This window comes from Pseudomonas sp. SCPG-7, from assembly GCF_002156405.1.
GTDB lineage: Bacteria > Pseudomonadota > Gammaproteobacteria > Pseudomonadales > Pseudomonadaceae > Aquipseudomonas > Aquipseudomonas parakoreensis.
The window spans coordinates 171,711-189,763 of the sequence record NZ_MVOO01000001.1; the positions used below are offsets into that span (position 1 = coordinate 171,711).

Genomic DNA, 18,053 nt, shown 5'->3' on the forward strand with positions numbered 1-18,053 from the left:
CTTCGGCGTTAGTCGGTAATTTCTGCTCACGTTAGAGTCGCAGTCACGTACTGGCAACCCCGGAAGAACAAACCCATGACCCGCCCAAGATTCCTGCCCGACAATTTCACCCTGACCCTGATCGGCGTCGTGCTGCTGGCCAGTTTTCTGCCGGCCAGCGGTCAGGTCGCGGTCGGGTTCGGCTGGCTGACCAACATCGCCATCGCGCTGCTGTTTTTCCTGCATGGCGCCAAGCTCTCGCGTGAGTCGATCATCGCCGGTGCCGGCCACTGGCGCCTGCACCTGTTGGTGTTCGGCCTGACCTTTGTGCTGTTCCCGCTCCTCGGTCTGGCGTTGAAACCGCTGCTGTCACCGCTGATCGGCGACAAGCTGTACATGGGCATGCTCTACCTTTGCGCGTTGCCGGCCACCGTGCAGTCGGCGATTGCTTTCACCTCGCTGGCCCGGGGCAATATTCCGGCGGCGATCTGCAGTGCGGCGGCATCGAGCCTGTTCGGGATCTTCCTCACGCCGTTGCTGGTGACGCTGCTGCTGAACGTGCACGGTGACGGCGGTTCGACCGTCGATGCCATTCTGAAGATCAGCGTGCAACTGCTGCTGCCGTTCATTGCCGGGCAGATCGCTCGGCGCTGGATCGGCGCGTGGGTCGGCCGCAACAAAAACTGGCTGAAGTTTGTCGATCAGGGTTCGATTCTGCTGGTGGTGTACGGCGCGTTCAGCGAGGCGGTCAACGAAGGCATCTGGCATCAGATTCCGCTGGTCGATCTGCTGGGGCTGGTGGTGGTCTGCTGCATCCTGCTGGCGCTGGTGTTGTTGGCGTCGACTTTGCTGGGCAAGGCGTTCGGTTTCAGCCAGGAAGACCGCATCACCATTCTGTTCTGCGGTTCGAAGAAGAGTCTGGCCACCGGCGTGCCGATGGCGCAGGTGTTGTTTGCCGGCAGCACGATTGGCGTGTTGATCCTGCCGCTGATGCTGTTCCATCAGATTCAATTGATGGTCTGTGCAGTGCTGGCGCAGCGTTACGCGAAACGGCCGGAGTCGGTGCCGGAGTTGATGGCGCAGGTTGATCCGTAAAACACCGCTTCCCTGGTAGGAGCTGCCGCAGGCTGCGATCTTTTGATTTTAAAAGATCGCAGCCTGCGGCAGCTCCTACAGGGGATTGTGTTGTATCAATCCTGCGTAACGTGTTTCGGGCCGGCCAGTGCCCAGGCAATCAGGCCAAACAAGGGCAGGAACACGATGGCGATAATCCACACGCCTTTATTGCTGCCTTTGCCTGCGCTCTTGCGCACCCTGTTGATCGCCCACAGTTCAATGATCACAAGAACGACGGCGAGTACGATCCAGACGGGTTCAATTTGCATGGGCTACCTCCTGATGGTCTTTCAGTTAGGTGAGCCCAAGCGCGCAGGGTTCATTTAAATTGCGCCACTGCCTCCCGAATACTTCACCGCAGCGGCTGCCCGCGACGGCACATTGAGCGTGCGCAACAACGACGACACATGGATGCGCACGGTGAACGGCGAGATATCCAGCTCGCGGGCGATTTCCTTGTTGGTCTTGCCTTGGGCGATCAACCGCAACACATCCTGCTGACGCGGGGTGAGGGCGGTGCCGGTCTCCAGTGGCAGCAACCCGGACGGCGCGAACCTGACCAGCACTTCGCCTTCGCGGATCGCCAGTATCGCCTGGCCGATCTCATCCGGGGCGATGTTCTTGCCGATGAAGCCGTCGATGCCGGCCGCCATTACTTCGCCGATCAGTGTTTCGTCGTCGACCATCGACACCACGATCAATGTGGTGCGTGGCAGTTTTTGGCGCAGCGCGGCGAGTTGGCTGATGCAGGTCAGACCGGGGAAGCGCAGGTCGAGAATCAGCGTGTCCGGCTCGTTGCCGGCTGGCAGCAAGGCCAGCACGGCGTCGAGATCGCCGGCCTCCTCGATAGTCGCCTCGGGCAGCAGGCGCTGCACGGTGCGCCGCATGGCTTCGCGAAACAACGGGTGATCGTCGGCTATGATGATTCGGCCGGTCATGGCGTGACCCTCCCTGGATCAGGCGTGGTTTACGGCATGCACCTTAGCACCGCAGACGCGGATTGCCTGCTGGCCGGTGCTGAAACTGACGACTGTCGCACAAGGACGTTGCCCATGAAGTTCGAGAAAAACACCGAGCTGGATCAGGCCAATCTGCGCATCATCATCGCCAGCATTGCCATGGTTTACATCTGCGTGCTCGGTGTATTGCCGGGTCAGCGCTTCGATGTCTATCTGCCGGTGGTGGTCTACATCACGCTGTTTCTGCTGGCGTCGATTGTCCTGCGCCAGGCCATCGCGCGCTGGCCGGGGCATTACCCGGCGCGACGAATATTCGCGATGATCCACGATTACACCGGCACCTGTTTCGGCCTGGTGCTCGGCGGTGAAGCGGCGTTGCCGCTGTACGCGGTGATCATCTGGGTCAACCTCGGTAATGGCATGCGCTATGGCTCGCGCTATCTTGCGATCGCCACGGGGTTGGCGCTGCTGGCGTTGCTGGCGGTTTATCGCTTGACGCCGGTGTGGCAGGCGCAACCGTACATGGTGCTGATGTTGATGCTCACCAGCACGGTGATTCCGTTCTACGCGCACTTGCTGCTGGAGCGCACGCGCAAGGCCTCTGAAGAAGCCGTCGCAGCCAATCTGGAAAAGTCGCGGTTTCTCGCCCAGGCCAGCCACGATCTGCGCCAGCCGATTCACTCCATCGGTCTGTTCACGGCGTGCCTGCGTGAATCGCGGCTGGGTGAGCAGGAGCGGCAACTGGTCGACAACATTGACCGATCGCTGCTCAACGTCTCGCAGTTATTCCGTTCGATTCTTGACCTCTACACCCTCGACAACGGGCGCGTTCTGCCCAGGTTGCAGGTGTTCAATCTGGGCGAGTGGCTGGCCGACCTGGTCCGCCAGAACGCCGAAGCTGCGCGCTGGGCCGGTGTGGAATTGCGCCTGCGCCCGTGCCGACACTGGGTGCGGAGCGATCCGGCGCTGCTTGCGACCATGGTGCAGAACGTGCTTTCCAACTGCTTCAAATACGGCGCGCAACGCCCGGTGCTGATCGGCGTGCGCAAACGCGGCAGCGAGTTGGCCATCGTGATTTATGACCGCGGCAATGGCATTGCCGAGGAGCATCTGCCGAAGGTCTTCGAGGAGTTTTATCGAGTGCGTCAGGTGCGCGACAAGGACGTGGAAGGCGTCGGCCTCGGACTGTCGATCGTCAAGCGTCTGGGGCAGTTGATCGGCGTCGATGTGGCCTTGCGCTCGCAGCTTGGGCGCGGCACGGCGGTCTCCCTGTATGGCTTGCCGGTGGCCGTGGCGCCGCAGTTGCCGGCCATGCGTGACGATGTGCGGCAGACCGGCCTGTTGACCGGGTTGAAGGTGTGTCTGGTAGAGGACGATCGCAACGTGTTGCTGGCAACGTCGGCGCTGCTTGAGCGCTGGGGCTGTGTGGTGCAGGGCGAGTTGAGCGGGCAGGGGCTGGTCACCGATTGCGACATCATCGTCGCCGATTACGATCTGGGTCCACATTCCACGGGCATCGAGTGCATTGACGAGGTGCGGCGCCAGCGTGGCTTTGCGGTGCCGGCGATGATCATCACCGGGCATGACATCGAGAAAATACAGGCGGCCTTGCACGACCGCCAAATTGCCATCCTGTCCAAACCGGTACGCCCGGCCGAGCTACGCGCGACCTTACGCAGCCTGCGCGACCGGCAAACCGAGCCGGCCGAGCAGGTTTGACTCAACGCTTGCAGAGGTAGTCCTGAGTGATGGTGGTTTGCAGGCAGTTGTACTGGCCCATGGTGCGGCAGATGTTTTTCTCCGAACCGGTCACCTCGGCGTTCTTGTAACCCCAGGTCTTGCAGCGCTCCATCGCGACAGTCAGACCTTGCGCGGCGTTGGTCTGGCCGCTTTCGAACTGGCCCAGTTCGTAGGAAACCTGAACCACGCCGTCGTTCTTGCTGCCGCCGGTGGCTTCCCACTGTTTGGGCGTGGCGCAGCCGGTCAGGGCGAGGGCGGTGAGGGTGAGAGTAGCGATCAGGATTTTCATGATGAACGTCGTCCTTTACCGGAGAAATCAATTACTGAACGGGGATCGGTGAGGCACCTTTGGGCAGGCAAGACAGCGGCGGAGTCATGATGCCCATGCTCGCCACCGCGATAATCGCGCCGCTGGGCAACTCGCAGTTGTACTCGCCGGCCGAGGTATACGCGGTGTAGTAGGTGAGGGTGCTGTCGCTGCGGATGTTGTCGATTTTCGACACCGGTTTGCCGATGACGGTCTGGGCCCGTTCTTTCATGCTGGCTTCGGTGGGTTTAGCAGTCTGGCAACCGCTGGCGCCCAGCATCAGGGCGCCGACAATGGCCACTTTGCACAGATTGGAATGCAGTTTCATGGTGCTTCTTCCTTGGTGTTGTTCTGATTTCCAGGCACAACGATCCCGCGCACTGCACAGTGGCAATGTTGGGGAACATCGGGGGTTGCGAGGGAATATAGCGCCGGGGGGCGGGGCGGTCGATTAGCACAAATGTGCTAGTGAGCCGTGAAGCCGATAGTCTTTTCGCTTCCTTGCAAAGGGGCGCAGAAAGGAAATCAGTCTAAAAACACTCACCCATCAGCCGATGGCGTTTGCTAGCCTCAAAGGTGTAGGCGAAGACGCAGACTGATGCGCAAGCGGATAGCAAGGGGACGTGGGGCGCGTTCCGAAGGGTACACGGTTAGAAAGATCTCCGCGCTGAGATCCAGCCCTTATGCCGTGTGAGGCAGCAAAGCACCGTTCTTTTTCCATGGTTGCTTTTGTACTGTGAGAGGCCCGATAAACCTTGTAAGCCAGAGACCAGCACTGGCCGCCTACTCGAATAACCAAAGCCCGCATCACTGCGGGCTTTGTCGTTGTTGCAGGATCAGATTTTCGTCAGCGCATACGCCAGATCGGCGCGCAGGTCTTCGAGGTCTTCGACGCCCACCGACAGACGCACCAGGCCATCGCCGATGCCCAGTTTGGCGCGGGTTTCAGCGGGAATGGTCGCGTGGGTCATGATCGCCGGATGCTCGATCAGGCTTTCGACGCCGCCGAGGCTTTCGGCCAGTGCGAAGATCTTCACGTTTTCCAGAAAGCGCCGTGCACCCTCCAGATCACTGTTCAGATCCACCGAAATCATCCCGCCAAAACCATGCATCTGCCGTTTGGCCAACTCGTGCTGCGGGTGCGACGGCAAGCCTGGGTAGTAAACGCGTTTGACCTGCGGCTGCTGCTCCAGCCACTTGGCCAGTTCCAGTGCGTTGCTGCAATGACGTTCCATGCGCAGCGCCAGGGTTTTCACCCCGCGCAACGTCAGGAATGCATCGAACGGCCCGGAAATCGCGCCGACCGCGTTCTGCAGGAAGCCGAGTTTGTCCGCCAGTTCGGCATTCTGGCCGACCACTGCGATACCACCGATCACGTCGGAGTGACCGTTCAGGTACTTGGTGGTCGAGTGCAGCACGATGTCGAAACCAAGCTCCAGCGGGCGCTGGATATACGGGCTGGCGAAGGTGTTGTCGGCAACGCTGATGATCCCGCGTGCGCGGCAGATGCGTGCAATCGCGGCCAGATCCGACAGGCTCAGCAGCGGGTTGGTCGGCGACTCGACAATCACCAGGCGCGTGTCGTCCTGCAGCGCCGCTTCGAACGCCGCCAGGTCAGTCAGATCGACGTAGCTGAAACGATGCCCGGCACTGCGCTGACGCACCTTGTCGAACAGGCGGAATGTGCCACCGTACAGGTCATTGCCGGAGATCACGTGCGAACCGGCATCGATCAGTTCAAGCACGGTGGAAATCGTCGCCAGCCCGGACGCGAAAGCGAACGCGCGGGTACCGCCTTCCAGATCCGCCACGCAGCGTTCCAGCGCAAAACGCGTCGGGTTGTGCGAGCGCCCGTAGTCAAAGCCCTTGTGCACGCCGGGGCTGTCTTGCAGGTACGTCGAGTTGGCGTAGATCGGCGGCATCAGCGCACCGGTGGTCGGGTCAGGCGTTTGCCCGGCGTGGATCACCCGGGTCGCGAAGCCTTGGGATTTATCGTCGTGCTGACTCATGCGAGGGATCTCCGTAATTGGTTGAGCATGTCGGTGCGGGTAATCAGACCATGGAAGCCCGAAGCGTCGGCAATGATCGCCACGAGGCCACGACTGAGAACCGCTTCGAGCTCGGTGAGATGGGCGCCAGGTGCGAGGGTTTGCAGTTTGTCGGTCATCACGCTGGACACCGATTGACTGAAGCGCGCGGCGTCTTCGTGCACCGCGAGCAAGATGTCGGATTCGTCGATCACGCCGACCAGTTGTTTGCCTTCCACCAGCACCGGCAGTTGTGAGACATCCGCCAGACGCATGCGCTGGAACGCGGTCAGCAGGGTGTCGTCGGGGCCGACGCTGATCACGCGGCCGTCTTCGAAACGTCGCGCGATCAGATCGCGCAGGTCGCCATAGCGTTTGCGCTGCAACAGGCCCTGATCGGTCATCCACTGGTCGTTGTAGACCTTCGACAGATAGCGCGTGCCGGTGTCGCAGACGAAGCTGACCACACGTTTCGGCTCGGTCTGTTCGCGGCAATAACGCAACGCGGCAGCCAGCAAGGTGCCGGTGGACGAACCCCCGAGAATGCCTTCGGCCTTGAGCAACTGTCGGGCATGATCGAAGCTTTCTTCGTCGCTGATCGAGTAAGCGTGGCGCACGCTGCCGAGGTCGGTGATCGACGGAATGAAGTCTTCGCCGATGCCTTCCACCGCCCACGAACCGGGCGTCGGCATCGTGCCGTCGCGGCTGTATTGCGCCATCACCGAACCCACCGGATCGGCGAGGACCATTTCCAGATCCGGCTGCACGCGTTTGAAGAAGCGACTCAGCCCGGTCAGGGTGCCGGCAGACCCGACGCCGACCACGATCGCGTCCAGATCATGCTCGGTCTGCGCCCAGATCTCTGGTGCGGTGCTGCACTCGTGTGCCAGCGGGTTGGCAGGGTTGTTGAACTGGTCGGCGAAGAACGCGCCGGGAATGTCTTTCGCCAGGCGGGCGGCGACGTCCTGGTAATACTCGGGGTGGCCCTTGCCGACGTCCGAGCGGGTGATGTGCACTTCGGCGCCCATGGCTTTCAAGTGCAGGACTTTCTCGGTGGACATCTTGTCCGGCACCACCAGCACCACGCGGTAGCCCTTGGCCCGGCCGACCAGTGCCAGGCCCAGACCGGTATTGCCGGCGGTGGCCTCGACAATGGTGCCACCTGGTTGCAGGCGCCCATCGCGTTCAGCGGCGTCGATCATCGCCAGACCGATGCGGTCCTTGATCGAGCCGCCGGGGTTTTGTGATTCCAGTTTGAGAAACAGTGTGCAGAGGCCGGTATCGAAGCGGGTAACTTGTACCAGCGGCGTGTTGCCGATCAGCCCAAGTACGGCAGGGCGTGAATCCTTTGACATTTCTTCACCTCTTGTAGTGGTGTTGATCGCGTTCCATTCGCGGGGAAAAGCTCGCGTGCAACATAGGCGCAGACAGGATCTGTCGCAACCATTAGTCAGCCGCAGATACTGCCATTTCGATCTAACCATAGAACAGAATCGAAGCCTGCAACGGCGCGGTTTCAGAGGGTTTACATCAAGGCGCCATTGAGTATTCAAAGGGCGTCGTGACCGCGCTCGCCAGCTTGATTCGCGGATGAATATCCTGCAGGGCAAAACATGTTTTCAGCGGGCATACAGGTGACGTTCGATCATGAGGGAAACTTGTGATCATCAAGATTAAAATGAGTTTGTCTCACCAGTGCCTGATCCCGACAATGGCCGCCATCAACAAGACATTGGAGTTGTTTGTCATGGCACTGGCCCATTCCCTCGGATTTCCGCGCATCGGTCGCGACCGCGAACTGAAAAAAGCGCAAGAGGCGTTCTGGAAAGGAGAGCTGAACGAGGCCGGCCTGCGTGAAGTGGGTCGTGAACTGCGCAAGGCCCACTGGGACCTGCAGAAAAACGCCGGCATCGAGCTGCTGCCGGTGGGCGATTTCGCCTGGTACGACCAGGTGCTGACTCACTCGCTGATGTTCGGGGTGATCCCCGAGCGTTTCCGTCCGCACGACGGCAAAGCCACGCTGCAGACCCTGTTCGGCATGGCCCGTGGTGTCAGCGACAGCTGCTGCGGCGGTGCACACGCTCAGGAAATGACCAAGTGGTTCGACACCAACTACCACTATCTGGTCCCGGAATTCAGCGCCGATCAACAGTTCCAGCTCGGTTGGGAACAGTTGTTCGAAGAAGTCGAAGAGGCACGTGCCCTCGGCCATAACGTCAAACCGGTGATCATCGGTCCGCTGACTTATCTGTGGCTGGGCAAGGCCAAAGGCGCCGCATTCGACAAGCTGGAATTGCTCGACCGCCTGCTGCCGCTGTACGGGCAGATCTTCGCGCGCCTCGCCGCACTCGGTGTGGAATGGGTGCAGATCGACGAGCCGATTCTGGTGCTCGACCTGCCGCAGGAATGGAAGAACGCCTTCGAGCGTGCGTACAACCAGATCCAGCGCGATCCGTTGAAAAAGCTGCTCGCCACTTACTTCGGTGGTCTGGAAGAAAACCTCGGTCTGGCCGCCAATCTGCCGGTCGATGGGTTACATATCGATCTTGTGCGTGCAGCGGAACAGTACCCGACCATTCTTGATCGCCTGCCGGCCTACAAAGTGTTGTCGCTGGGCCTGGTCAACGGTCGCAACGTCTGGCGCTGCGATCTGGAACATGCGCTGGCGACGTTGCAGCATGCGCATGAACGTCTGGGGGATCGGCTGTGGGTCGCGCCGTCCTGCTCGCTGCTGCACAGTCCGGTGGACCTGAGCCGCGAAGACCAGCTCGATGCCGAGCTGAAAAGCTGGCTGGCGTTTGCCGTGCAGAAGTGCGAAGAAGTCGCCGTGCTGGCTCAGGCCGTCAACGAGCCTGAGTCACCAAAAGTGCTCCGCGCCTTGACCCAAAGCCGCTCGGTACAGACCAGTCGCGCCGCCTCGCCACGTATTCACAAACCGGCGGTGCAGGCCCGTGTGGCGGCCATTACAGCGCAGGACAGCCAGCGCCAATCGCCGTTTACCCAGCGCATCGCCAAGCAGCGCGCCGGCCTCGACCTGCCGCTGTTCCCGACCACCACCATCGGTTCGTTTCCGCAGACCGCCTCGATTCGTCTGGCGCGTCAGTCGTTCAAGCAAGGCAAGCTCAGCGAAGCCGAATACACCGAAGCCATGTACAGCGAAATTCGTCACGCTGTGGAGATCCAGGAGCAACTGGGCCTCGATGTACTGGTGCACGGAGAAGCCGAGCGCAACGACATGGTGGAGTACTTCGCCGAGCAACTCGACGGCTACGTGTTCAGCCGTTTTGGCTGGGTGCAGAGCTACGGTTCACGTTGTGTGAAACCGGCAGTGATCTTCGGTGATCTGAGCCGTCCGCAAGCCATGACCGTGGACTGGATCCGCTATGCTCAGGGCCTGACCGGCAAGGTCATGAAAGGCATGCTGACGGGACCTGTGACCATGCTGATGTGGTCGTTCCCCCGCGAAGACGTGTCCCGTGAAGTGCAGGCGCGGCAACTGGCGCTGGCGATCCGTGACGAAGTGGTGGATCTGGAAGCCGCCGGAATCAGGATCGTGCAGATCGACGAAGCCGCTTTCCGCGAAGGTCTGCCGCTACGCCGCGCGCAGTGGCAGCATTATCTGGACTGGGCCACTGAAGTGTTCCGCCTGTGCGCCTCGGGGGTGCGTGACGAGACCCAGATTCACACCCACATGTGCTACAGCGAATTCAACGATGTGATCGAGTCCATCGCTGCGATGGATGCCGACGTGATCACCATCGAAACCTCGCGTTCGGACATGGAGTTGCTCGACGCCTTCGAAGCCTTCGCCTATCCGAACGAGATCGGCCCGGGTGTCTACGACATCCACTCGCCACGCGTTCCCGATGCTTCGGAGATGGCCAATTTGCTGCGCAAGGCAGCGCAGCGGATTCCGGCGGAACGGTTGTGGGTCAACCCGGATTGCGGCTTGAAAACCCGTGGCTGGCCGGAGACTGAAGCGGCGCTGGTGCATATGGTTGCCGCTGCCCGGCAACTGCGCAAAGAACTGGCCTGAAGCCTGAATACAAACCCTGTGGGAGCGAGCTTGCTCGCGAAAGCGGAGTGTCAGCTGAATAATTCTCGACTGACACTCCGCCTTCGCGGGCAAGCCCGCTCCCACACTGGAGTGTGTAGGGTATCAGTGCCGGCTCATCAAACCATGCAGCACACCCAGGCGCAGCCCCGGTTCCGACGGCACCATCTGCGAAATCCCGAATGCCTTGAACGCCGCCAGCATCAATACCAATCCGCCGGGCAAAATGCTCTGGCGATGCGGCTGCAAACCTGCCAGCTTCAACTGCTGAACGTTCTTCACCTTCAGCAGCAACAGCGACAAACGCAACAACCCACCATAGGTAATGCCATCCTGGCCGAGGTCGTTCAAGCGATTGGCCTTGAGTACTTTCGCCAGCATCCGCGCCGTGCCGGACGAGCCAATGGTCTGCTGCCAGCCCTGTGCGCGGTAGCGGCGGGCGACTTTCTCGAATTGCAGGATAGCCACGCGTTCGGCTTCCTGCAGCGCACCGGGCGCGATGCGCCCGTCAGGGAAATAGCGTGCGCCCAGCGTGCCGCTGCCGATGGCGATGCTTTCGGTGAGCAGCGGCTGCGACCCCTGGCCGAGAATCAGCTCGGTTGAACCACCGCCGATATCGACCACCAACCGCATGTCTTCAGCGCCCGGCAGGGAATGGGCGACGCCGGCATAGACCAGTTGCGCCTCTTCATGGCCGGAAATGACATCGATGCGAAACCCCAGATGACGTTCGGCGCTGTGCAGAAACAGCTGCGCATTGTCGGCCTCGCGTACCGCGCTGGTTGCCACGGCCCGCACTTTGCCGGCCTCGAATCCGCGCAGTTTCTTGCCGAACCGCGCCAGCGCCTGCCAGCCCCGATCCAGCGCCAGTGCGTCCAGAGCACCGCCTTCGAAACCTTCGGCCAGTCGCACCGGCTCACGCAGGGTTTTGACCTCCTGAATCATCAAGCCCTGTCGACTGCGTACCGACTGGCCGATCATCAGGCGAAACGCATTCGAACCCAGGTCGATGGCGGCAAACAGCGAGGCGTCTTGTTTCATGGGAATCCCTGCAAAGCATCCGTCGAAGGCTCAAGACGGTTTGCGAGGATTTTGCGGTGCGGTTGATGACATCCTGATGACGGGGCAGGGGCGCTTCAGTGAAGGGTTGGCTGTCATGACACTGTCATTATCCGGCGTCTATCCTGAACCCAATACATCGCGTGTTCTTAAAGTATTTGCTGCCTCTTCTGGCAGCTTTTTTTTGCCTGCGATTTGGCAATCCGTGCGCAAGGTTTGCAATCGTGGGTGTCGCTTGGCTAATATACGATCCATATACACTTCGTATCGGATTCGGATATGGGCATCGTAAAGATTTCAGAAGACATGCACGAGAACCTGCGTATCTCCAGCACCGCGCTCAGCCGCTCGATCAACGCGCAGGCCGAGCACTGGATGCGCATCGGCATGCTCGCCGAGTTGCACCCCAACCTCGACCACAGCGCCATTTGCCGCTTGCTGATCCGCGCCGAACAGAACGGCGGGCTGGATCTGCACCAACTGACTCAGGAAGCCGTCAGCGCATGAGAAACCAGATCAAGATCAACACCCCCGCCGAAATCGCTCAGTCACGCGCTGCCGGCAAGCTGGCCGCCGAGGTGCTGGCGATGCTGGTACCGCATGTGAAGGCGGGCGTGACCACCGATGAACTGGATCGCCTGTGCAACGACTACATCGTCAATGTGCAGAAAGCGATTCCGGCCAACGTCGGTTACCACGGTTTCCCGAAAACCGTCTGCGCCTCGGTCAACGACGTGGTGTGCCACGGCATTCCGTCCGGCACACCGTTGAAAGACGGCGACATCGTCAACCTCGACATCGCGGTGATCAAGGACGGCTGGTTCGGCGACACCAGCCGCATGTACGTGGTCGGCACGGCGTCGCCTGAGGCGCAACACCTGATCAAGACCACCTACGACGCCATGTGCGCCGGCATTCGCAGGGTGCGTCCCGGAGCGACGCTGGGTGACATCGGCCATGCGATCCAGAGTCTGGCGGAGAAAGAAGGCTTCAGCGTGGTGCGCGAGTATTGCGGCCATGGCATTGGCAAGGTCTACCACGATGAACCGCAGATCCTGCATTACGGGTTCCCCAATCAGGGCCTGAAGCTCAAGGCGGGGATGATCTTCACCGTCGAGCCGATGCTCAACGCCGGCAAGCGCCATGTGAAGAACATGCCGGACGGCTGGACCGTGCTGACCAAGGATGGCTCGTTGTCGGCGCAGTGGGAGCATATGGTCGCGGTGACGGAGACAGGCTTCGAAATCCTCACGGCGTGGCCGGACGAAATCGAAGGGTTCACTCCGATCGCCTGAACACTGAGATTCCTGTGGGAGCGGGCTTGCCCGCGAAGACGTCAGCACATTCAACATTGATATTGAATGTACCGGCCTCTTCGCGGGCAAGCCCGCTCCCACAGGGAGGTGTATTGCGTGGGGTATATCAGTGGGAGCCGGCGGCTTTGTTGAGGTCGCTTTCAGTCCATTCGGTGTAGACACAGGCATCCGCCGTCGCCCAGCGCACTCGCACCGGGTCGCCAGCCTTGAGCGGCATGCCCGCCGCCGACAACGCTTTGACCGTCATCGAAGTCCCGCCCGAAGTGACCACGCTGCACGTCTGGCTCTCACCAAGAAACAACACCTCCACAACCTGCGCCGACACCTCGTTCCAACCCGCTGCCAGCGGCTCTGCGCTCGCCTGCTGCACGCTCAGCGCCACAGCCTTTTCCGGACGCACCATCAGCAGCACATCCTGATCGGTGTGCAACCCGGCGGTCAGTCGAATCGACAATGACTGTCCTTCAAACGAAGCCGCCGCATTGCCTTGGGCCTTGAGCTTGAGGAAGTTCGAGTTACCGAGGAACGACGCGACAAACGCGTTCGGCGGATTCTGGTACAGGTCATAACCGCTGCCCAGGCCGACAATCTTGCCGTGACTGAAGATCGCGATGCGCTGCGACAGGCGCATGGCTTCTTCCTGATCGTGGGTCACGTAGACGATGGTGATGCCCAGGCGCCGATGCAACTGGCGCAGTTCATCCTGCAAGTCTTCACGCAGTTTTTTATCCAGCGCTCCGAGGGGTTCGTCCATCAACAGAATGCGTGGCTCGTAGACCAGCGCGCGGGCGATGGCGACGCGTTGCTGTTGCCCGCCAGAGAGTTGCGAAGGGCGGCGATGAGCGAATTGTTCCAGTTGCACCAGCTTCAACATCGCATCGACACGCTTGTCACGTTCGGCAGCGGCGAGTTTGCGGATCGCCAGCGGGAAGGCGATGTTGTCGCGCACCGACAGATGCGGGAACAGCGAATAGCGCTGGAACACCATGCCGATGTCGCGCTTGTGCGGCGGCACGTTGACCAGCGACTGACCGTTGACCAGGATCTCGCCGCTGCTTGGGGTTTCGAAGCCGGCGAGCATCGACAGCGTGGTGCTTTTGCCCGAGCCGCTGGAGCCGAGGAAGGTCAGGAACTCGCCGTCCTTGATGTCCAGCGAGATGTTGTCGACGGCGGCAAAGTCGCCGTAGTGCTTGTTCAGGTTGCGCAGGCTGACCAGAGGTTTGTCGCTCTGCTGGGAGGCGTTTTTGATCACGGCACTCATGTCGTACTCCTGGGCGCTCAGGCGCTGATTTCGTTGCGCCGGCGCAGCGCGGCGGCGATGACCATGACCAAAACCGACAAGCCGATCAGCAGCGTCGAAGCGACGGCGATCACCGGGGTCAGGTCCTGGCGCAGGGTGGTCCACATTTTCACGGGAAGGGTTTGCAGTGTCGGGCTGGCCATCATCACGCTGAGCACCACTTCGTCCCACGAAACCAGAAAGGCGAAGAGGGCGCCGGCAACCATGCCCGGACGAATCGCCGGAAAGGTCACCTTGAACACCGCTTGCAGGCGTGAAGCGCCGCAGATCACCGCCGCGTCTTCAATCGACTGATCGAACAGCTTCAGCGAGTTGATGATCGAGATAATGGTGAACGGCAGCGCGACGATCACATGGCTGACCACGAAGGCAAACATCGTCCCTGTGTAACCGAGCTTGAGAAACAGCGCGTACACCGCCACGGCGATGATCACCAGCGGCACGATCATCGGCAGGGTGAACAGGCCGTAGAGCATTTCCCGTCCGGGAAAACGCCCGCGCACCAAGGCAAACGCCGTCGGCAAACCGAGGGCCACGGCGCAGATCGTGGTCAGCACCGCGACCTTGAGGCTGGCCGCAGCGGCGTTCATCCAGTCGGCGTTGGAGAAGAACTGGCCGTACCATTTCAACGTCCAGCCCGGCGGCGGGAACACCAGCCACTGCGACGAACCGAACGACAGCAGGACGATGAACACGATCGGCAACAGCAGAAATAAACCGATCAGTCCGGTGGTGGCGTACAAGCCGAAACGCATCCGCCGGCTCATGGCATTGGGAGTCAGGAGCATCTCGGCTTACCTCGCGTTGCTGGCGCCAACCGGGGATTCCGGCTGAAGCTTCAGGTAGAAGTAGAACAGCACCAGCGTGATCGCGATCAGCAACGCGGCGCCGGCACTGGCCAGGCCCCAGTTGAGGAACGATTGCACCTGCTGAATGATGAACTCCGGCAGCATCATGTTCTGCGCCCCGCCGAGCAGCGCCGGGGTGACGTAGTAACCGAGCGACATCACGAACACCATCAACCCGCCGGACGCCAGCCCCGGCCGGCACAGCGGCAGGAACACCCGGAAGAAGTTGGTCCAGGGACTGGCGCCACAGATCGAGCCGGCCTGCAGGATCATCGGGTCGATGGCCTGCATGGTTGCCTGCAACGGCAGGACGATGAACGGGATCATGATGTAACTCATGCCGATCACCACGCCGGTCAGGTTGTGCACCATTTCCAGTGGCTGATCGATGATCCCCAGCGCCATCAGCGCCTTGTTGATCACCCCCGAGGCCTGCAGCAATACCAGCCACGAATAGGTGCGGGCGAGCAGGCTGGTCCACATCGACAGCAGCACGATGTTGAGGATCCAGCGTCCCCAGCCGCGCGGCACCAGGGTGATCGCCCAGGCCAGTGGAAAACCCAGCAACAGGCTGAAAATCGTCACCAGCCCGGCCACCGAAAAGGTGTTGAGCAGCACCCGTGCATACGCCGAGTTGGCGAACAGTTGTTCATAGTTGCCAAGGCCCGGGGTCGGTTCCAGTACGCCGCGCAACAGCAGGCCAATCAACGGCGCGAGAAAGAACAAACCGAGGAACAGCAGTGCCGGGACCAGGTTGCCGGCACCTTTCCAGCGTTGTCTGAAGGTGGGGGACGAGCCGGCAGCGCCAGTGGCGCTCCCGGTCACCGTTGCGGGGCGGGGCGCAGTGGCCGCCATTTTCATTTGACCAGCCATTCGTTCCACCGTGTCGCGATGGCTTGACCGTTCTTGGCCCAGTACGCGAAATCAAGCGTGATTTGATCCTTGGCGTAGGCCGTCGGCAGGTTCGGGGCCAGCACCGAGTCCAGGCGCGCCACGCTGTCGACGTTGACCGGGGCGTAGGCGGTCAGATTGGAGAAGTCCGCCTGGCCTTTGGCACTGCTGGCATTGGCCAGAAACTTCATCGCCGCGTCCTTGTTTTTCGAGCCTTTTGGAATCACCAGAATGTCGGCCATGACCAGGTTCTGTTTCCAGCTCACACCGACGGGGGCGCCGTCTTCCTGCAGGGCGTGAATCCGGCCGTTCCAGAACTGACCCATGCTCGCTTCACCGGAGGCCAGCAGTTGCTGCGACTGCGCGCCGCCGCCCCACCAGACGATGTCTTTCTTGATGGTGTCGAGTTTTTTGAAGGCGCGATCAAGGTCCAGCGGGTAGAGCTTGTCGGCCGGCACGCCGTCGGCCAGCAGCGCCAGTTCGAGCACGCCGGGGCTTGGCCATTTATAGAGCGCGCGTTTGCCGGGGTAGGTCTTGGTGTCGAACAGGGCGCTCCAGTCTTGCGGCTTGGCAGCGCCGAGCTTGCCCTCGTTGTAGCCGAGGACGAAGGAGAAGAAGAACGAGCCGACGCCGTAGTCACTGACGAAACGCGGGTCGATCTTGTCGCGCTGGATGACGTTGAAATCGAGGGGTTCGAGCAGGCCTTCGGAAGCGGCGCGCAGGGCAAAGTCGACTTCGACGTCGACCACGTCCCACTGCACGTTGCCGCTCTCGACCATGGCCTTGAGTTTGCCGTAGTCGGTCGGGCCGTCCTGCACCACGGTGATGCCGCTGGCCTTGCTGAACGGATCGGCCCAGGCCTGTTTCTGCGCATCCTGGGTGCTACCGCCCCAGCTGACAAAGTTCACACTCTCGGCGGCCATTGCAGCCTGGCCGGTCACGCTCAGCAGTCCCGCAAAAAGGATTGCGGTTGCAGCTTTGTTCAACACCATTTTTACGCCCTCATTGTTGTGTTTTTGAGCGGGCTTGCGTTGTTGCCCGCCTGTCGGGAGCAGTAGCTGGACGGTTTTTCAGGTCGTCCGGTCTATGGAATATCATATTATGGTATTCCAAACTTTGTGCAAGCACTTTGCCTTACCGGTTATCTGGGGAATGTGTTTTTTACCGCTGGAAGTTTTGTGACAGATGGAAAATTGTGGCGAGGGAGCTTGCTCCCGCTGGGTTGCGAAGCGACCCTCGCTTCTCTGAAAAGCTGAGGCCTGCTGCGCAGTCCCGCGGGAGCAAGCTCCCTCGCCACAGGAAATCACCTGTGTCTGGGAGTTATTCGCTGAACGGAATGCTCTCCACCACCTCCAGGTCATACCCGGTCAGCCCCGCATACTTCAGCGGCGGCCCAAGATGGCGCAGTTTGCCGACGCCGAGGTTCTGCAGAATCTGCGCCCCGGTGCCGACCTCCGAATAAATCCGCGATTGCGAGCGACTGAACTGCCGTGGCGGCTGGGTCAATTGCGGCACGCGCTCGAGTAGCGCCTGCGACGATTCATGGTTGGCCAACACCACCACAACCCCATGACCTTCCGCCGCGACCCGTTGCAGCGCCGCCCACAGCGTCCAGTTGCTCGGCCCGCTGTACTCGGCGCCGACCAGATCACGCAGCGGATCGATCACATGTACACGCACCAGCGTCGGCTCTTCGCGGCGCAGATCGCCCATGACCATCGCCATGTGCACACCGCCCTCAATGCGGTCTTCAAAGGTGATCAGACGGAACGTGCCATGCACCGTCGGCAGCTCACGCTCACCGATGCGCTCGATGGTGTGCTCGGTGCTCAGGCGATAGTGGATCAGATCGGCGATGGTGCCGATCTTGATCCCGTGCTTGCGCGCGAACACTTCCAGGTCCGGACGCCGGGCCATGGTGCCGTCGTCGTTCATCACTTCGACGATCACCGAGGCCGGGGTAAAACCGGCGAGGCGCGCCAGATCGCAACCGGCCTCGGTGTGGCCGGCACGGGTCAGCACGCCACCTTCCTTGGCGCGCAGCGGAAAGATATGGCCGGGTTGCACCAGGTCTTCAGCGCGGGCGTCTTTGGCCACTGCGGCCGCGACCGTCCGCGCCCGATCCGCCGCAGAGATGCCAGTGGTGACGCCGACCGCTGCTTCAATCGACACGGTGAACGCGGTGCTGAACACGCTGCCATTGCTCGGGACCATCTGCTCAAGGCCCAGGCGCTGGCAGTGTTCGTCAGTCAGCGTCAGGCAGATCAAACCGCGTGCTTCACGGGCCATGAAGCTGATCGCCTCGGGTGTGCAGCAGTCGGCGGCCAGCAGCAGGTCGCCTTCGTTTTCCCGATCTTCGTCATCGACCAGCAGGACCATTTTGCCGAGGCGATAATCTTCGAGGATTTCTTCGATGCTGTTGAAGGCCATGCTGGACTCTCAGGGTTGGTTGCAAAT

General features: G+C 61.1%; 17 protein-coding genes. 5 read left to right on the forward strand and 12 right to left on the reverse strand.

Going from position 1 to position 18,053, the window contains the following annotated elements; all coding sequences use genetic code 11:
- Positions 1 to 75 precede the first annotated feature (75 nt).
- Positions 76 to 1,074 carry a bile acid:sodium symporter family protein gene (locus B1722_RS00905; protein ID WP_041062602.1) on the forward strand — a complete coding sequence of 333 codons (999 nt, stop codon included), beginning with the start codon at positions 76 to 78 and terminating at the stop codon, positions 1,072 to 1,074.
- A gap of 95 nt (positions 1,075 to 1,169) precedes the next feature.
- Here B1722_RS00905 and B1722_RS00910 read toward each other — a convergent pair whose 3' ends face one another.
- Together B1722_RS00910 and B1722_RS00915 are read right to left on the reverse strand one after the other, a co-directional pair.
- A complete protein-coding gene (locus B1722_RS00910) occupies positions 1,170 to 1,364 on the reverse strand; it encodes a PLDc N-terminal domain-containing protein (protein ID WP_041062599.1) in 195 nt (64 codons plus the stop codon).
- Positions 1,365 to 1,418: 54 nt separating this feature from the next.
- Positions 1,419 to 2,033 (reverse strand): response regulator transcription factor, encoded by a 615-nt coding sequence (locus tag B1722_RS00915; protein WP_086790923.1) that lies wholly within the window; start codon positions 2,031 to 2,033, stop codon positions 1,419 to 1,421.
- 114 nt (positions 2,034 to 2,147) lie between these two features.
- Here B1722_RS00915 and B1722_RS00920 point away from each other — a divergent pair, with 114 nt between their 5' ends.
- Positions 2,148 to 3,773 (forward strand): hybrid sensor histidine kinase/response regulator, encoded by a 1,626-nt coding sequence (locus tag B1722_RS00920; protein ID WP_086790924.1) that lies wholly within the window; start codon positions 2,148 to 2,150, stop codon positions 3,771 to 3,773.
- Position 3,774: 1 nt separating this feature from the next.
- On the opposite strand, the gene yecR is transcribed toward B1722_RS00920, so the two are convergent.
- The 4 genes from yecR to B1722_RS00940 form a co-directional block, all read right to left on the reverse strand.
- On the reverse strand, positions 3,775 to 4,083 hold the full coding sequence (gene yecR, locus B1722_RS00925; protein WP_041062589.1) for a YecR family lipoprotein: 309 nt from the start codon (positions 4,081 to 4,083) through the stop codon (positions 3,775 to 3,777).
- A 31-nt stretch (positions 4,084 to 4,114) separates the two neighbouring features.
- Positions 4,115 to 4,429 (reverse strand): hypothetical protein, encoded by a 315-nt coding sequence (locus B1722_RS00930; RefSeq protein ID WP_041062586.1) that lies wholly within the window; start codon positions 4,427 to 4,429, stop codon positions 4,115 to 4,117.
- A 508-nt stretch (positions 4,430 to 4,937) separates the two neighbouring features.
- The gene (locus B1722_RS00935) at positions 4,938 to 6,110 is read right to left on the reverse strand and encodes a cystathionine gamma-synthase (RefSeq protein ID WP_041062583.1); all 1,173 of its coding nucleotides are present in this window, start codon (positions 6,108 to 6,110) and stop codon (positions 4,938 to 4,940) included.
- Positions 6,107 to 7,483 carry a pyridoxal-phosphate dependent enzyme gene (locus tag B1722_RS00940; protein WP_086790925.1) on the reverse strand — a complete coding sequence of 459 codons (1,377 nt, stop codon included), beginning with the start codon at positions 7,481 to 7,483 and terminating at the stop codon, positions 6,107 to 6,109. The genes B1722_RS00935 and B1722_RS00940 overlap by 4 nt, the downstream gene beginning before the upstream one ends.
- Positions 7,484 to 7,875: 392 nt before the next feature.
- On the opposite strand from B1722_RS00940, the gene metE reads away from it, so the two are divergent.
- Positions 7,876 to 10,164 (forward strand): 5-methyltetrahydropteroyltriglutamate--homocysteine S-methyltransferase, encoded by a 2,289-nt coding sequence (metE, locus tag B1722_RS00945; RefSeq protein WP_086791510.1) that lies wholly within the window; start codon positions 7,876 to 7,878, stop codon positions 10,162 to 10,164.
- Between the two features lie 123 nt (positions 10,165 to 10,287).
- Here the strand turns inward: metE and B1722_RS00950 are convergent, their stop codons facing one another.
- Positions 10,288 to 11,223 (reverse strand): Ppx/GppA family phosphatase, encoded by a 936-nt coding sequence (locus B1722_RS00950; RefSeq protein WP_086790926.1) that lies wholly within the window; start codon positions 11,221 to 11,223, stop codon positions 10,288 to 10,290.
- Between the two features lie 297 nt (positions 11,224 to 11,520).
- On the opposite strand from B1722_RS00950, the gene B1722_RS00955 reads away from it, so the two are divergent.
- Positions 11,521 to 11,748 carry a ParD-like family protein gene (locus B1722_RS00955; protein WP_025111624.1) on the forward strand — a complete coding sequence of 76 codons (228 nt, stop codon included), beginning with the start codon at positions 11,521 to 11,523 and terminating at the stop codon, positions 11,746 to 11,748.
- Positions 11,745 to 12,536 (forward strand): type I methionyl aminopeptidase, encoded by a 792-nt coding sequence (map, locus tag B1722_RS00960; protein WP_086790927.1) that lies wholly within the window; start codon positions 11,745 to 11,747, stop codon positions 12,534 to 12,536. Before B1722_RS00955 ends, map begins: the two co-directional genes overlap by 4 nt.
- 127 nt (positions 12,537 to 12,663) lie before the next feature.
- Here the strand turns inward: map and B1722_RS00970 are convergent, their stop codons facing one another.
- The 5 genes from B1722_RS00970 to ribBA all read right to left on the reverse strand — a co-directional run bounded on the left by B1722_RS00970 (position 12,664) and on the right by ribBA (position 18,026).
- Positions 12,664 to 13,818: an ABC transporter ATP-binding protein gene (locus B1722_RS00970; protein WP_086790929.1), complete on the reverse strand. Its 1,155-nt coding sequence runs from the start codon at positions 13,816 to 13,818 to the stop codon at positions 12,664 to 12,666.
- Positions 13,819 to 13,835: 17 nt separating this feature from the next.
- Entirely contained in the window at positions 13,836 to 14,645 is an 810-nt protein-coding gene (locus B1722_RS00975) for an ABC transporter permease (RefSeq protein WP_025111627.1), read from the reverse strand.
- A 6-nt stretch (positions 14,646 to 14,651) separates the two neighbouring features.
- Positions 14,652 to 15,566 (reverse strand): ABC transporter permease, encoded by a 915-nt coding sequence (locus tag B1722_RS00980; RefSeq protein ID WP_041062560.1) that lies wholly within the window; start codon positions 15,564 to 15,566, stop codon positions 14,652 to 14,654.
- Positions 15,563 to 16,588, reverse strand: a complete 1,026-nt coding sequence (locus tag B1722_RS00985) for an ABC transporter substrate-binding protein (protein ID WP_086790930.1) — start codon at positions 16,586 to 16,588, stop codon at positions 15,563 to 15,565. The genes B1722_RS00980 and B1722_RS00985 overlap by 4 nt, the downstream gene beginning before the upstream one ends.
- Positions 16,589 to 16,916: 328 nt before the next feature.
- Positions 16,917 to 18,026, reverse strand: a complete 1,110-nt coding sequence (ribBA, locus tag B1722_RS00990; protein WP_086790931.1) for a bifunctional 3,4-dihydroxy-2-butanone-4-phosphate synthase/GTP cyclohydrolase II — start codon at positions 18,024 to 18,026, stop codon at positions 16,917 to 16,919.
- Positions 18,027 to 18,053: the final 27 nt, after the last annotated feature.

What these genes read in the sequence shown, in the direction of transcription:
- B1722_RS00935 (WP_041062583.1), bottom strand. Translation starts at nt 6,110, where the DNA reads ATGAGTCAGCACGACGATAAATCCCAAGGCTTCGCGACCCGGGTGATC.
- B1722_RS00915 (WP_086790923.1), bottom strand. Translation starts at nt 2,033, where the DNA reads ATGACCGGCCGAATCATCATAGCCGACGATCACCCGTTGTTTCGCGAA.
- B1722_RS00980 (WP_041062560.1), bottom strand. Translation starts at nt 15,566, where the DNA reads ATGAAAATGGCGGCCACTGCGCCCCGCCCCGCAACGGTGACCGGGAGC.
- B1722_RS00985 (WP_086790930.1), bottom strand. Translation starts at nt 16,588, where the DNA reads ATGGTGTTGAACAAAGCTGCAACCGCAATCCTTTTTGCGGGACTGCTG.
- B1722_RS00975 (WP_025111627.1), bottom strand. Translation starts at nt 14,645, where the DNA reads ATGCTCCTGACTCCCAATGCCATGAGCCGGCGGATGCGTTTCGGCTTG.
- yecR (WP_041062589.1), bottom strand. Translation starts at nt 4,083, where the DNA reads ATGAAAATCCTGATCGCTACTCTCACCCTCACCGCCCTCGCCCTGACC.
- metE (WP_086791510.1), top strand. Translation starts at nt 7,876, where the DNA reads ATGGCACTGGCCCATTCCCTCGGATTTCCGCGCATCGGTCGCGACCGC.
- B1722_RS00955 (WP_025111624.1), top strand. Translation starts at nt 11,521, where the DNA reads ATGGGCATCGTAAAGATTTCAGAAGACATGCACGAGAACCTGCGTATC.
- map (WP_086790927.1), top strand. Translation starts at nt 11,745, where the DNA reads ATGAGAAACCAGATCAAGATCAACACCCCCGCCGAAATCGCTCAGTCA.
- B1722_RS00905 (WP_041062602.1), top strand. Translation starts at nt 76, where the DNA reads ATGACCCGCCCAAGATTCCTGCCCGACAATTTCACCCTGACCCTGATC.
- B1722_RS00940 (WP_086790925.1), bottom strand. Translation starts at nt 7,483, where the DNA reads ATGTCAAAGGATTCACGCCCTGCCGTACTTGGGCTGATCGGCAACACG.
- B1722_RS00950 (WP_086790926.1), bottom strand. Translation starts at nt 11,223, where the DNA reads ATGAAACAAGACGCCTCGCTGTTTGCCGCCATCGACCTGGGTTCGAAT.
- B1722_RS00930 (WP_041062586.1), bottom strand. Translation starts at nt 4,429, where the DNA reads ATGAAACTGCATTCCAATCTGTGCAAAGTGGCCATTGTCGGCGCCCTG.
- B1722_RS00910 (WP_041062599.1), bottom strand. Translation starts at nt 1,364, where the DNA reads ATGCAAATTGAACCCGTCTGGATCGTACTCGCCGTCGTTCTTGTGATC.
- B1722_RS00920 (WP_086790924.1), top strand. Translation starts at nt 2,148, where the DNA reads ATGAAGTTCGAGAAAAACACCGAGCTGGATCAGGCCAATCTGCGCATC.
- ribBA (WP_086790931.1), bottom strand. Translation starts at nt 18,026, where the DNA reads ATGGCCTTCAACAGCATCGAAGAAATCCTCGAAGATTATCGCCTCGGC.
- B1722_RS00970 (WP_086790929.1), bottom strand. Translation starts at nt 13,818, where the DNA reads ATGAGTGCCGTGATCAAAAACGCCTCCCAGCAGAGCGACAAACCTCTG.